The following is a 12,742-nucleotide window of genomic DNA, read 5'->3' on the forward strand; positions in this document are numbered from 1 at the left end:
ATTGATATAGGTGCGCTAGCGTTTCTAAAAGCCTTATTCAACTTTATCTTATGAATATTATAGAAACCGTAGCTAGTGCTTTGACTGACATTGGCTATCCTGCTGAGAAGTTAAAAACAGCTCAAATTAGACAAATATCTTCTGAGCAATACAAACAGCTAAATGGATACGATATTGGCTTTGTATTTAAGCAATGTGAAGCTTTGTTGTCACAGCGTGATTGGCCCTTTAGTCTCATTGCCTTTGATTGGGCGTTTAGAGTTAAGAAACAGTATACCCGCGATACCTTTGACATTTTCGAACATTGGCTATTTGAATACGTCACGGATTGGTATGACTGCGATGATTTTTGTACCCACGCATTTGGGGAGCTAATTGCGCAATACAACGACTTAATTATCAAAACACACTCGTGGACTAATCACCCAAACTTTGCGGTAAGACGCGCCATTGCCGTCGTTCTAATTTACCCACTTAATAAAAATAGTTGCCCTATTGATGCTGTAATACAGGCATCCGAACTCTTGATGTTTGACCGACATGATTTGGTCCAAAAAGGTTATGGGTGGGCACTAAAGGTATTATCAAAGCATGCCCCCGAAGAGGTGATCTCATATTTAAAAAATCGACACCAAACAATGCCAAGAATCGCATTTAGATATGCCTTAGAAAAATTGGACAAGCATGTGCGAAACGAGCTTATGTTATTGTAAGCGTTACTAGTATTACTAATTATAATGGTATTTATTTGCGAATTAAATTATAGTTTTGTTACTTTATAACAAAACCTGAGCAATGTATGATAACAATAACAAAGCTCTTTGAGACTGATATTAAACAAATACAGCACATCCACCTCAATGAAGATCAAATTGAATTCGCAGGAACCGTAGACGAGTTTTTGAATGATGCATCAGACACAACTCATCTGCATGTGATCAAAAGTGGAGAAGAGATTATTGGGTATTTCAAACTCGATTTGGCATACGCAAGAAAATACGATTTTTGCCCTGAAAGTGCAGTCGGGATACGGGCATTCGTGATAGACAAAAAACAGCAAGGGAAAGGGTATGGCAAACAGGCTGTTAAAGCATTATTTCCTTATGTAGCATCGAGCTACCCCAACTATAAAGAGATAGTTTTAACCGTCAATTGCCGAAACAAAGCCGCATATGAGTGTTATAGAAAAGCAGGTTTTGAAGATACCAATGAAAAATATTTAGGTAGCCCAGCAGGACCAAATTATATTATGAGAGGAAGGTGTTATTAGCCTGTCGTTTGGTGACTATTTTCAATTATTTAAATACTCGTTCGTAGGTCTGCCTGTTAAGTTGCGACCTACAATTATGGGCGCACTGTTAACTGGCGATTCTCAAGGAATGTAAAGCATCCATAAATGTATCTAATAGCTTATCAAACTGGTTTCCATCAAGATCTAAAACAGTACTAGTATCATAAGCAGAGGGCTTTTTATCACCAATTCCAGATACAATTACCCTGTCCATTCCATCAAATTTTCCTTCATGTTTGAAAAACCATAATACAAGAACAAACCCTTTATTCTCCCGAGCGGAAGCAATTTCCCACTTTTGGTACAAGTCCCAGTCGGAAAAATCCTGTTCGACTACTAAGACTTCCCAATTAGCATCTCTCAATGTATATAGCATTCGAGCTGCGTTGGTGGATAATTGTTTTTCTATCGCCGCTGTCATAACCATGACATATCTCCTTAATTAATTGTAACGCTCAACTACCTACTTCTTAAAAGCGATAGCCTATTATTTAACTTTTTAGACATTCTCCAATTACTTGCGAAATTTGTGACCGTTGCTCTATTAAAGGCAATAAGAACCCACTGCGTGATGCAGCCCAATTAGGCAAAATTGTTTACCTGCTTGGTATATTTACTCATCATCTTGGTAACTAAGCTGTGATACCATACGAAATCGCAACTATAAATGGAGGTTACCGTGAGTCTTGAGAGTTATATTGCATTATTTAGCGCTATGTTTGTAGTGGGCATTATTCCCGGTCCAGCAGTATTTGCCATCACCACAACCTCTCTTTCGGGTGGATTCCGTCGCGGGGCGAGTATGACTTTAGGATTAGTCGTTGCTGACTACGTATTTATTTTATTGGCGGTTTCGGGACTCTCATTTATTGCCGAAACTATGGGTAGTGCATTTGCGATTATCAAATATCTATGTGCAGCCTACTTAGTATGGATGGGGATAAACCTATTCTTATCAAAGCCAGAGCTACCAAACCATACAGAACAGCCAAAAACACATCGTTATGACATTTTGGCGGGTTTTTTATTAACTATGAGTAACCCAAAAGCAATCATCTTTTACGTTGCGCTATTTCCCGCTTTTGTCGACTTTCAAAACATTACGCCATCAGACATTTTAGGGATTTTTACATGTGCAACACTGGCATTTAGTTCTGTTAATTTAGGTTATGCATACTTGTCAGCCAAAGCTCGCGTATTCGTTTCTAACCCTAACCGGCTGGGTATTTTTAACAAGCTCGCAGGCAGTTTACTTTCAGCGTCAGGAATTGCGGTTGCACTAAGGACGTAATATATACGAAGGAGAGAAAGTTGCCCATAGAGCTGATCCTCGGAATAGCCGCATTTAGTACATCTATGATTGCTGCCATTATTGGTTTTGGTGGCGGAATGTTACTAATCGCAATTTTGCCTATATTTCTCCCTCCTGCACTGGTGATCCCAATCCATGGAGTCACCCAACTTGCCAGTAACGTATCTCGTGCAGCCTTTTCTTATAAATATGTGAAGTGGCAATTGCTCACCCCCTTTTTAGCTGGCTCTATTATCGGCGCCCTACTATTTGGACTCCTGCTATATAGTGTGCCCACAACATTTATTCCGTTCGCCATTGGTACCTACTTACTTCTCAACTTGTGGTATCAACCATTCACCAGATTTATTAGCCAATTCGAAAACTATTACCTTATCGGCATATTACAAACTGGATTGGGGTTAATTGTCGGTGCAACTGGCCCTTTGTCTTTATCTATTTTGACTAAAAATTTGAAATCCAAAGACGAGGTCATTGCAACCAGTGCCGTATTTATGACCATTAGCCATCTGGCAAAAGTGCCCATTTTTATGTTGATTACGCATTTAATATGGCAATCCGCTGGGTTAGTCGCCGTAATGGTGTTTAGCTCCATTGCAGGGTCCTTTATTGGCACAAAACTAAGACTCAAAACTCACAATGACACAGTTATATTTATAATTAAATGGCTACTCACGTTGCTCGCCATTAACATGATTTATTCTGTTGTGAGGGGTACGCTAGTTGCTAGCTAATGAAGTTAAGGTCCACCACTTTGTACTTTTAACTCAATAATTAGTACTAAGGTCTCTAAAAACCACTCCACACTCGCTCCATATTCCTCGCTTATAATACTAAATAGTTAAATAAGATAGAGAATCAACATGCGCATAATCACTACGGCCCTCCTGAGCTTAGCTGCTTTGACAGGGTGTCAATTTGGCGACAATGATACGCTCACCGTTTCACCAGTTCCTGAAGTAAAAAGCAACTTAGAAATTACAGCAATTTCTACAGGACCTTTGGATACTCTGGAACCATCAGACACAGTAAAAACCTACTATACCGTTGATGTTACGGGTTTTAACAATGTTGATGTAGAAGTTCATTTCTATCTAATGCACTCGGATGAACTTGACGTCAGCAGTGAACAGGAAGCTGCGATTGAAGATATTCAGCAAATTGCGGTTGTCGAACTTGCGGCACTTACAGAAGGCACTTCTGAACATGAAATTGACTTGCAACTACCAAACGTGCTTGAAGGCGGTAACTACCATATCATTGCGCAAATTGATCCAAATGACTTGCATGTAGAGGATATCGAAGAAGATAACCACCCTTCTGTTGACCATGAGCCGCACCTAGATGGTGAGTTCCCACACGCAGATATCGTGGTTAGAGAACAGGAAGATCATGACTACAAACTATTAAGTGCTGCTTTTGGCCAATCTGCACTTATCTTAGATGCGCCTAGTGTTGACAATGGCGCAAGTGAACATCACTCGGATCTTATTGGTTATTTAGAAGCTGATTACGAAGGTGGTAACTTAGGGCTTTCGCACATTAAAGCTGAAGTAATGGTTGCTGGCAACTGGGTCGAAACACACTTTTGGGATGCACAAAGTAATCAGTATACAGACACGCTTGCACATGAATTCACCGCAGAGCTGCACGATGAGCACATCGGCTTTGACATAGCACTAGAACCTGAGTTACTGCAACAGCTTTACACTCATTACAATGCACAAAGTGACAATCAACTGGAGCTGCGCTTTACATTGATCGACGCAGCAAAAGACGCTGAAACTAGAACAGATAATAATGAGATCCTAACGTCCATCCCTCTTTACTTTTTCGAACAAGCTGACGCACCGCAAGAGCGCCCAGCCAGACAAGCTCGTATTAACGAATCCGCTATTGCGCCCGCAGCTGTAGGTCTTGCCAACATAAACTTTTCTAGTGAGTTCAATAAATCATACGGCAATAAATCTAAATTTAGCGTGGGTGTAGACTTACAAGGTCAGCTATTTATTGTGCCTACTGGCGACCCGGGTGGCCGCATCACTGGTGAAGGCACCGTAGAGGCATATTTCTTCAATGCTAAAAATACGCTATTTAGCATCTCATATAACGGAAGTGCCTATATTAGTGGCCTAAATACGGGTTATGAATCTGAAATGATTATCTTCAACAATGTTGTTTTTGAAGATGAGAAGTTCACGGCAAAATATGAGAAGTCTTGGGAAAAGAAATGGGAAGAGGACAAAGTAATTGCACAAGCAACTTTTACTGTAGGCCCTATTCCGATTAAAGTTGAAGCGGGTGTAACCGGTAACTTAGGCTTCGAATTGACAGTAGGCTATAACGCAGAGTTATACGCTGAAGGCGACCTATTCCATGTTGACTTTGGCGCATTTGGACGTGGCGGCGTAAATTTACTTGTTGCCTCTGCTGGCGTTCAAGCCATCTTGACACTGATCGACAATACCTTTGCGATGGAGTCAAATGCAGGGTTTGCACTGCTTACCAATGACAATACTAACCCTCACATATACTATGGTATTGAATTGAAGAACGACCTGGATGTTATCTCCGGTAAATTCGGTTTGTACGCAGAAACTTACGGTGTTAAGTGGTGTAAAAAATGGGGGATTCCATATCCTTGCGGAAAGAAAACAACTCGCTATGATCTGTGGTTATATCAAACCAACAGCGTGTTCGACAAATCTTGGACAATTTACTCCAAAGAAGGCGATATCAATCTATGATAACGCTTAACAAAGTGATTTTAGTCGGTGCACTAAGTGCACTGGCTAATTCTCAGTATACCCAAGCATCTTGCGCTACACAGTATGACTTTTACATTGATACTCGCACTACTTTCAATTACGACCAAATTAAAAGTCAGGGGCAGCAAACACACATTAGGCTCTTTGGACTAATCACAATTAAAGAGGCTGAGCACAACGATGAAAATGGTTGGTGGGCTCTCAAAGCGGATAATGTGCGCGCAGGAAGTGGCCAATTTGCCTCTGAGTTAGAAAGTTATACCTTGCCATTCGCTTTTAAATTAACCCCACAAGGGTTAATTAGCGATTTTTGGTTTCCGACACAACTCAGTAAACAGGCACAGGATCAACTAAAAGGGCTTGCGTACTATTTTCAATTTCAACGCAACCCTGAAACTCAATTGAAGTTGGAACAAGATACGCTTGGCCAATATACAGCGACATATATTTTTGAAAACGATAAAATTCAACTCAATAAACAAGCGTACCAATTGCATAACGCTAAACAAGAAGCTTTGCAAACTATTAAAATCGCCTCTTCAGGCCATGAAGTTACACCTAATACGTGTTTCTTTAGCTTGCGCCAAGGCCAAGAAACATTGTTATTTAGCGGCAAATCGCAAAGCTTAAACTTGAAAACCAAACAGCGATATCAATTTGCTCCTGCTAAACAGGCATACCCTTCTAGTTTATTTTCTCTTCCTAATGACTTATCGAGCTGGCCAACAAACAATAAATCTCTCAGCGAAGAGGTGTTAGCGCAGTTGGCGCGATCACTTCAACAATTTGTACTTGAAAATGATCTGACCCAAACCCCCGCCTATAACTTGGCGAAGCAACTTGCGCAATTTGATGCTGTTATAGGCACTTTAAGTGATGTATTTTTAAAGCAGCAACTCTCAGATAGTGCGCAAATGCGCCTATTTAACGGCCTAGGCCAGTTAGACAGTGCGAATAGCCAGTTGCTACTGGGACGCTTATTAATAGAGGCAGAGAAAGATCCACTCATGCAGTTTCGTGCCTTGAGAGCATTATCTCAGGGTCGTAACCCATTTAGCCCAGAGTTATCATCATTACTCAAAGAACAAATTGAAACGGGCTTTAGCAGCCTTGATTCTGAAGTAACGAGTAGTTTTTATATGACCATAGGTGCAATGTTAAATGGCCGTCAGCCCAATCAGCAAGCCCAAAAATTGCACGACGCACTGTCAGAGCAACTATCCATTGAAACGGATAACAGGACTCAATCTGCATTAATCACAGGGCTTGGCAACAGTCGTAATGAACAGCACTTTGAACAAATCGACAGCTTCGTTAACGATAGCAATAGGAGTGTACAAAAAGCCTCTTTTCGTGCTTTAGGTATGCTGAAAACTACTCAAGCATATGAAAGCTTAGAAAAACAACTGGCAAAGCCCACACATAACAATCAGGTGGCGCTACTCGGTGCACTCGCAAATTACCAGCTTAAACCAGCTGCGAGTGATGCTGTCCTTGCTATCGCGGTTAACAATCTAGATGAAGAGCACCGCTATGCAGCTATCAAAACTTTGGCCACTCAAAACGACCAAGCAGGCATCAAGAAAATGCTTAAATCAGCACTGCGATCTGAAACTTCTAAAAGGAACTTTCAAGCCATCGTTGAATTAATCCACAACCAAGACAGCTCGGCGCAAAATTAAATTTACCAATGCAGCCATCGTCTAACAGGTGGCTGTATTAGTTGTACACGCCAAAGTTGCATGCAACTTTTAACGTACGAAGCAATACCAATAGTCGAGTAAACTATGCACTTTCTAGCTCCAGTACCAATCCTGCGCTCTTTCAGTGAACAACAAGCAAAATCTTTTTATATTGATTTTCTAGAGTTTGATCTGGATTGGGAACATAGATTGGGGCAAAACGCGCCTTTGTATGCACAAATATCGAAGGGAAATTGCATTATCCACCTGTCAGAGCACTATGGTGATGCTAGCCCCGGAACAACCCTAAGAGTTGAAATTGAAAACCTGACACAATATCAAAACCTGTTGTCTGCTAAACAATTTAAACATGCAAGGCCAGGCATCAACGAAATGCCCTGGGGGTTAGAAATGCCAATCTCAGACCCCTTTGGCAATAAACTAATCTTCACTCAAACGAGTTAACGAGTACATTGTCATTTTTGCGCTTCATCAATACATCTGTTCACTGGGTAACGCTCAAAGTCTTCCCAGTAATGAATACCGCCTATCATTTCTTTAACCAGATAACCTAAAGCTGACAGTTTTTGTGCGGCTTTACTTGCGCCATTACACCCAGGCCCCCAGCAATAAACGACAAATAAAGTATCTTTATGAAACTGCGCCATACGCGTTTGCGTTATTTCAATATGGGGAATATTGATTGCAGTGATTGCATGGCTTTTATTGAATGCTTCGTTTGAACGAACATCAAGCAGTACAAAATTGTTATCACCAGATTTAATATCTGCATAAACATCTGAACAATCGGTTTCACATGCAAGTTTATGCGTAAAATACTGCACCGACTTTTGCGCGTTGTGCTCTAAAAAGTGACTGACATTGGACATGAATTTACTCCTTATTTAATCTGCTCGGTAATATACTAAGTGGTTGCTAATTAAGGAATTCATAAGTTTTGAACACAGTGTTCAGAGATGCTTAACGCTGTGTTACTGGCGCTAATCTAAAAGTCCCCCAACTAATCTTTCATCTGTTCAATGGCCACGATTTCAGAGCGGTTCATTGTCAACTTATAGCGTTCAAGTTGTACTTCATCTTTTGTCTTAAAGCGCATAACCAAGTTAATTTGATACCGTCGCTCTACCGAGTTTTTAGAAACTTTATGCCCTTCAAGGCTATAAAGCTTACCCGCCCCCTTTTTCAAATATCGTGCGAACGAACTCATATTAAAGGTGATGCGTTGCTGTACTTCTTCATAACCTGGTAAAAACTCATCCACATGAACTTGGTTTTTGGCACAAAAATGCAGAAAATTAGCCTCTTGGCGATTTTGTCTCCCACGCTTTTTTAGTAGTTTGTCGACGTCTTCTGGTATCTCTTTTTTCTTGATGTGCTCTAACCAAATCATTTGCGTGCATACTGTCGCGTCATTCACTGAGTTTTTAAACTTATTACGCCACTTTGGTCTGCCTTTTTGTACTTGGCGCCACGCCCACTGGGTTAAATCGTCTTTGAAAGTCTCCCTCAACCCATAAATAACCCCTAATAACGCAATAAGTGCAATGGTGATTTCTTCAAAATTAGAGCGAGCATTGAGTACTAAATACATAACAAACGCCATAATTACTGCTGTGACTGCACCTCTGGCCATTCTTTTGAGGTTCGCCCCTAAATTTGTTGTTTCTTTATTAAAAACCACGCCGTACTCGATTAGCCTTTCGAGTAGACGCATTTTATTGGTAATACGATTTGGGTCTTCTAATGTAACCTGTGAGTTGTAACTAAGCTTTTCTCTGTATTCACTTTCTTGTTTGCAAAAATCAATTACGGCACCTCTCTCTCGGCTAAAATCACTGGATTTAGGCCCTCTTGCTAGCAATTTCAAAAATGCCTGTTCAGTGTGCCAGCTAAGATAGTTGTCCGCATTTTGAAAATAGGATTTTAGTTTATTATCCGGTGGCGTATAGCGCCTCAACTTTACTAACAATTTGGCAGACTGCTCTACTAATTCTATGGCTTTGGGGTAAAACTCTTCGGCCTGCTTAAGTTTGAGAGTGTCTTTGACATCTGCTTCCAAAGCAATTCGAATTTGATAGCAAAATAAATTCAAATTGACACGGTAGTCGCTTTTTTGCCCCTTACTTTGGCTAATAAAACGACTACGTACTAATGGTAAGTGCAACTGCTCAGAATAGTAAGCGCTATGGCTTTTGATATTTGCATTGAAATAATCGACTTCATTCAATGTATTTGCATTGATCCCCATGTCAGTTGGTATCGAGAAATACAGGTCAAGTTGGTATCGAGAAATACAGGTCAAGTTGATTTGTCTCTTTAGGCAGGAGCTGGTAATTGATTTTAAAAGATAGGCTTTCGTCTTGGCTTAGTTTCGCTTTACTCACTCGAATAATGTACCTCCAATGTTTAACACCCTGTAATTATAACACAAATCCTTTGCTAACATCGGGTTATGTCAGCAAATACCGCGCTGTTTGTACCAAATTTGTACTATGAAACTTCGTTTCAATTCGCCATAATGACATTTTTTAACTCAGAAGTAGTTTCAATGACAAATAACCCCCAACATTGTGAAAGTATTACAGAATTTTTAGAGCGATTAAGCTGTGACAGTGAGAGCGTAGAGTTTGATCACACCATCGCGGTGATAGATTCGCACTACTCATTTGCCCCATGCGCTTTTGAAAATGGTGAACAAAAAAATGAGGCAGGAACCAACCTCAGCTCATGCAAGATTTTAGCATTTGCAAAGATTCACGGCTTGTCGCCCAATGAAACCCTCAATTGCTTTGGCCGCTATTACAGAAAAGATGTACTGCAAAACCCAGACGGTATAGATCACGCCAACATCCGCAACTTTATCAAGTATGGCTGGCAAGGCGTATCGTTCTCTCAGCCGCCTCTTTCTGAAAAGTAGCAATTTATAGGTGTACACTGTTTATAATACAGATAGCTGATGCACCTATTATTAAATTTAGCCACTTCTTCGGTTGATTTTTCTCACTGGATACACTAATCCAAACGACTTCTGTCTGCGTACAACAAACCCAAGTTACATGAATGAGCTAATATAAAGATGCAATTTAGAGAAGACGAAACATCACGAATAATAGAGATGGCATGGGAAGATAGAACGCCGTTTGAAGCTATTTACACCTTATTTGGTTTAGATGAGCAAGAAGTAATTAAGCTCATGCGTAAAAGCCTCAAACCTCGCAGCTTTAAAAATTGGAGAGCTCGTGTCTCTGCTCGAAAGACCAAACACTTACATATGCGCTCAAAAGATGTAGTTCGAGGTTATTGTAAAACACAATACAAGCACAGGTAGGCGTTACTTCAAGTTGTATGGCAACCACAGTAAATTGCTTTCTTCCTTACCTTATATCGTGCAGCTCTCTATGGTTCTCTTTAAGTTTTGAGCGGTTAAATTTTCTTTTATTAAGTACCCTTTAACGAAATCGTAACCTTGCACTTTTTGTTTGTCTTCTTCACATTTTGAAGATGTGTATAAGGCCAACATCGAATTATCAAACACTCGGGTACAGGTGCGCAACTTGACAAACGCCTCTAAGAATTCAAAACCGTTCATCAGAGGCATATTAATATCGAGGAAAATAATGATTGGAGGAAATTTTTCGGGGTATAGTTTTGCATTGTCTTCGTAGTTTGACAAAAAATCGATGGCTGCTTGTCCATTGTCAGCTTCAAAGATATAACTGACATACCCTGCACTCTTAAGCGCCCTTTTGAGCAAATACCTGTCAACTTCATCATCATCTATTAGCATTATTGTGTATTCGTTCATCTGCACTTTCCTTATTCGGCTACTCGCCAACATACTAACGAAAATTTAAATAATAAACATAAGGTTAGGTATTTTCGATAGTTAACTCTGCTATACTTAGTCTAGTCAAGAGCGCTTAATGTACAAATAAATATCTACATCTTAGCAACGTTCTGTAATAAAATTTGATGCTGAAAATAGCTTTTTTCTAGCGTTCAAGTAACCGCTTCAAGGTAAATCAAATTTGCCATAGCTTGCTCGTTACTGGTACCACATGTGTCTTTGTCCGCTTTAAAATCACTACATACTTTCGGACGCTCCGGTTTGTCAAATATAGAGCATAAATTGTCTTGATTTAAATATTTACAACGCACATTGGCAGCTTTGTTCAAAGAACTAATACTTGGCGCAATGCAGCATGCGCCACAACCCAATCTACAATCCATCACCACCCCTCATTGGATAAAACTACAAATTATACGGACTATCACGCTCTCTGTATGTAAAAAAGCCTCTTTTTATTAAGTTTTAAGCAACTTTAACCACAAATTGTAAATTTGTGACAAAGGTCGCAATGGTTTGTTACATATTGATATGAGATCAAAACACATAGAAATATCTATTGGCGTATTATTCTGTGTAACCGATGCGAACGTCGTATTAATACTCGTATCAAATTTGTCAATTCAGGAAGGAATTAACATCGTGGCTAGTAAAAAACAAATCATATTACCCTGTGTAGTATTACTTGGAGGAATTGCCAGTGCTATTGCATTTTCGTCAATGCAAACGCCTCCACAAGAAAAACCAGAAAAGATCATTCACCCACTTGTTGAAGTGGCTCCAATTAATACTTCTTCACTACAAATGTCTGTCGGCTCTTACGGTATTGTCAAACCGAAGTACAGTACTCAATTAGTCGCTCAGGTTAGTGGACAAATTATCGAGTTGTCTGATGAATTCGTCAAAGGTGGATTTGTTAAACAGGGCGCTATTTTAGCACGTATAGACCCCAACGATTATGAAGCTGCGTTAATAGATGCAGAGGCAAACCTCGCACAAGCAAGCTCTGCACTTGAAATAGAACAAGCTCAAGCACATGTTGCTAAAACTGAATGGGAACGTATCAAGAACAACGCAAATTCAACAATTCCTTCTGAGCTTTACCTTCGCAAGCCTCAACTTGCTGAAAAATTAGCTCGCTTTAAAGCCGCGCAAGCCAGTGTCAAACGTGCCAAACGTAATCTTGAACGCACTTATATAAAAGCGCCATATGACGCAATTATTGACACTCGTTCATTGAGCCTTGGTAGCGTAGTTAATCAAGGGAGTTCAGTGGGCGTGCTAAATGCAATCTCGGTGGCAGAAGTGAGATTACCCGTAGCGGATGCAGAACTTCAGCATTTGAACAACAATGGTATTGACGCCGCTGTTACACTCACAGCGAAAGTGGCTGGTAAAGAGGTTAATTGGCAAGGCAAAATAGTCCGTAGCGAGGGTGTGATTGATAGCCGAAGCCGTATGACATACCTTGTTGCTCAGGTCGAACGCCCCTATGATAACGAACAAAAGCCATTGCGATTTGGTGCCTACCTTAATGCTCAGATTAAGGGTAAGTTGATCTCAAACGCAGTAGAAATCCCACATCACTTAGTTCGAGATGGACAAGTGGCAATCATGAATGATGACAAAACTCTCTCTTTCAAGCCACTCAATATTGTTAGAGAATATGATGGCTTAGTTGTTGTAGATCAAGGCCTTGAATCAGGGCAGAGCTTAATTACCTCTGCACTTGAGTATCCAACGGAAGGTATGCAACTCCGAATTGACGACGATACTCTCTCTCAAGCTTCAACGCAGCTCGCATTGAAAGAGGAGTAGTGA

At 40.3% G+C, this 12,742-nt stretch carries 15 protein-coding genes; 10 read left to right on the plus strand and 5 right to left on the minus strand.

The window, feature by feature from the left end:
- Positions 1–50: 50 nt before the first annotated feature.
- Positions 51–713, plus strand: coding sequence for a DNA alkylation repair protein (locus N475_RS11165; protein WP_063365293.1), 663 nt, complete (start codon positions 51–53; stop codon positions 711–713).
- An 86-nt stretch (positions 714–799) separates the two neighbouring features.
- A complete protein-coding gene (locus N475_RS11170) occupies positions 800–1,270 on the plus strand; it encodes a GNAT family N-acetyltransferase (RefSeq protein ID WP_063365294.1) in 471 nt (156 codons plus the stop codon).
- Between the two features lie 88 nt (positions 1,271–1,358).
- Here N475_RS11170 and N475_RS11175 read toward each other — a convergent pair whose 3' ends face one another.
- Positions 1,359–1,718 (minus strand): hypothetical protein, encoded by a 360-nt coding sequence (locus N475_RS11175; RefSeq protein ID WP_063365295.1) that lies wholly within the window; start codon positions 1,716–1,718, stop codon positions 1,359–1,361.
- 252 nt (positions 1,719–1,970) lie between these two features.
- Between N475_RS11175 and N475_RS11180 the strand changes: the two genes are divergently transcribed.
- The 5 genes from N475_RS11180 to N475_RS11200 all read left to right on the plus strand — a co-directional run bounded on the left by N475_RS11180 (position 1,971) and on the right by N475_RS11200 (position 7,518).
- The gene (locus tag N475_RS11180) at positions 1,971–2,582 is read left to right on the plus strand and encodes a LysE family translocator (RefSeq protein WP_063365296.1); all 612 of its coding nucleotides are present in this window, start codon (positions 1,971–1,973) and stop codon (positions 2,580–2,582) included.
- A 20-nt stretch (positions 2,583–2,602) separates the two neighbouring features.
- The gene (locus N475_RS11185) at positions 2,603–3,337 is read left to right on the plus strand and encodes a sulfite exporter TauE/SafE family protein (protein ID WP_081215976.1); all 735 of its coding nucleotides are present in this window, start codon (positions 2,603–2,605) and stop codon (positions 3,335–3,337) included.
- A 129-nt stretch (positions 3,338–3,466) separates the two neighbouring features.
- Positions 3,467–5,350, plus strand: a complete 1,884-nt coding sequence (locus tag N475_RS11190; protein ID WP_063365297.1) for a hypothetical protein — start codon at positions 3,467–3,469, stop codon at positions 5,348–5,350.
- A complete protein-coding gene (locus tag N475_RS11195; protein WP_063365298.1) occupies positions 5,347–7,053 on the plus strand; it encodes a HEAT repeat domain-containing protein in 1,707 nt (568 codons plus the stop codon). The genes N475_RS11190 and N475_RS11195 overlap by 4 nt, the downstream gene beginning before the upstream one ends.
- A gap of 105 nt (positions 7,054–7,158) precedes the next feature.
- A complete protein-coding gene (locus N475_RS11200; RefSeq protein ID WP_063357797.1) occupies positions 7,159–7,518 on the plus strand; it encodes a glyoxalase superfamily protein in 360 nt (119 codons plus the stop codon).
- A gap of 11 nt (positions 7,519–7,529) precedes the next feature.
- Here N475_RS11200 and N475_RS11205 read toward each other — a convergent pair whose 3' ends face one another.
- The gene (locus N475_RS11205) at positions 7,530–7,943 is read right to left on the minus strand and encodes a rhodanese-like domain-containing protein (protein WP_063365299.1); all 414 of its coding nucleotides are present in this window, start codon (positions 7,941–7,943) and stop codon (positions 7,530–7,532) included.
- Positions 7,944–8,074: 131 nt separating this feature from the next.
- The gene (locus tag N475_RS11210; protein WP_405127470.1) at positions 8,075–9,376 is read right to left on the minus strand and encodes a hypothetical protein; all 1,302 of its coding nucleotides are present in this window, start codon (positions 9,374–9,376) and stop codon (positions 8,075–8,077) included.
- A 246-nt stretch (positions 9,377–9,622) separates the two neighbouring features.
- Between N475_RS11210 and N475_RS11215 the strand changes: the two genes are divergently transcribed.
- Positions 9,623–9,991 (plus strand): HopJ type III effector protein, encoded by a 369-nt coding sequence (locus N475_RS11215; protein ID WP_063365340.1) that lies wholly within the window; start codon positions 9,623–9,625, stop codon positions 9,989–9,991.
- Positions 9,992–10,150: 159 nt separating this feature from the next.
- Entirely contained in the window at positions 10,151–10,402 is a 252-nt protein-coding gene (locus N475_RS11220) for a TIGR03643 family protein (protein ID WP_063357793.1), read from the plus strand.
- 51 nt (positions 10,403–10,453) lie between these two features.
- On the opposite strand, the gene N475_RS11225 is transcribed toward N475_RS11220, so the two are convergent.
- Together N475_RS11225 and N475_RS11230 are read right to left on the minus strand one after the other, a co-directional pair.
- Positions 10,454–10,879 carry a response regulator gene (locus tag N475_RS11225; RefSeq protein ID WP_063357792.1) on the minus strand — a complete coding sequence of 142 codons (426 nt, stop codon included), beginning with the start codon at positions 10,877–10,879 and terminating at the stop codon, positions 10,454–10,456.
- Positions 10,880–11,073: 194 nt separating this feature from the next.
- A complete protein-coding gene (locus N475_RS11230; protein ID WP_063357791.1) occupies positions 11,074–11,304 on the minus strand; it encodes a hypothetical protein in 231 nt (76 codons plus the stop codon).
- 259 nt (positions 11,305–11,563) lie between these two features.
- On the opposite strand from N475_RS11230, the gene N475_RS11235 reads away from it, so the two are divergent.
- Positions 11,564–12,739, plus strand: coding sequence for an efflux RND transporter periplasmic adaptor subunit (locus N475_RS11235; protein WP_063365300.1), 1,176 nt, complete (start codon positions 11,564–11,566; stop codon positions 12,737–12,739).
- Positions 12,740–12,742: the final 3 nt, after the last annotated feature.

The organism is Pseudoalteromonas luteoviolacea DSM 6061 (genome assembly GCF_001625655.1).
GTDB lineage: Bacteria > Pseudomonadota > Gammaproteobacteria > Enterobacterales > Alteromonadaceae > Pseudoalteromonas > Pseudoalteromonas luteoviolacea.

Coding starts and splice junctions, on each gene's coding strand:
- N475_RS11170 (WP_063365294.1), top strand. CDS start 800: ATGATAACAATAACAAAGCTCTTTGAGACTGATATTAAACAAATACAG.
- N475_RS11225 (WP_063357792.1), bottom strand. CDS start 10,879: ATGAACGAATACACAATAATGCTAATAGATGATGATGAAGTTGACAGG.
- N475_RS11165 (WP_063365293.1), top strand. CDS start 51: ATGAATATTATAGAAACCGTAGCTAGTGCTTTGACTGACATTGGCTAT.
- N475_RS11200 (WP_063357797.1), top strand. CDS start 7,159: ATGCACTTTCTAGCTCCAGTACCAATCCTGCGCTCTTTCAGTGAACAA.
- N475_RS11220 (WP_063357793.1), top strand. CDS start 10,151: ATGCAATTTAGAGAAGACGAAACATCACGAATAATAGAGATGGCATGG.
- N475_RS11190 (WP_063365297.1), top strand. CDS start 3,467: ATGCGCATAATCACTACGGCCCTCCTGAGCTTAGCTGCTTTGACAGGG.
- N475_RS11230 (WP_063357791.1), bottom strand. CDS start 11,304: ATGGATTGTAGATTGGGTTGTGGCGCATGCTGCATTGCGCCAAGTATT.
- N475_RS11195 (WP_063365298.1), top strand. CDS start 5,347: ATGATAACGCTTAACAAAGTGATTTTAGTCGGTGCACTAAGTGCACTG.
- N475_RS11215 (WP_063365340.1), top strand. CDS start 9,623: ATGACAAATAACCCCCAACATTGTGAAAGTATTACAGAATTTTTAGAG.
- N475_RS11205 (WP_063365299.1), bottom strand. CDS start 7,943: ATGTCCAATGTCAGTCACTTTTTAGAGCACAACGCGCAAAAGTCGGTG.
- N475_RS11175 (WP_063365295.1), bottom strand. CDS start 1,718: ATGGTTATGACAGCGGCGATAGAAAAACAATTATCCACCAACGCAGCT.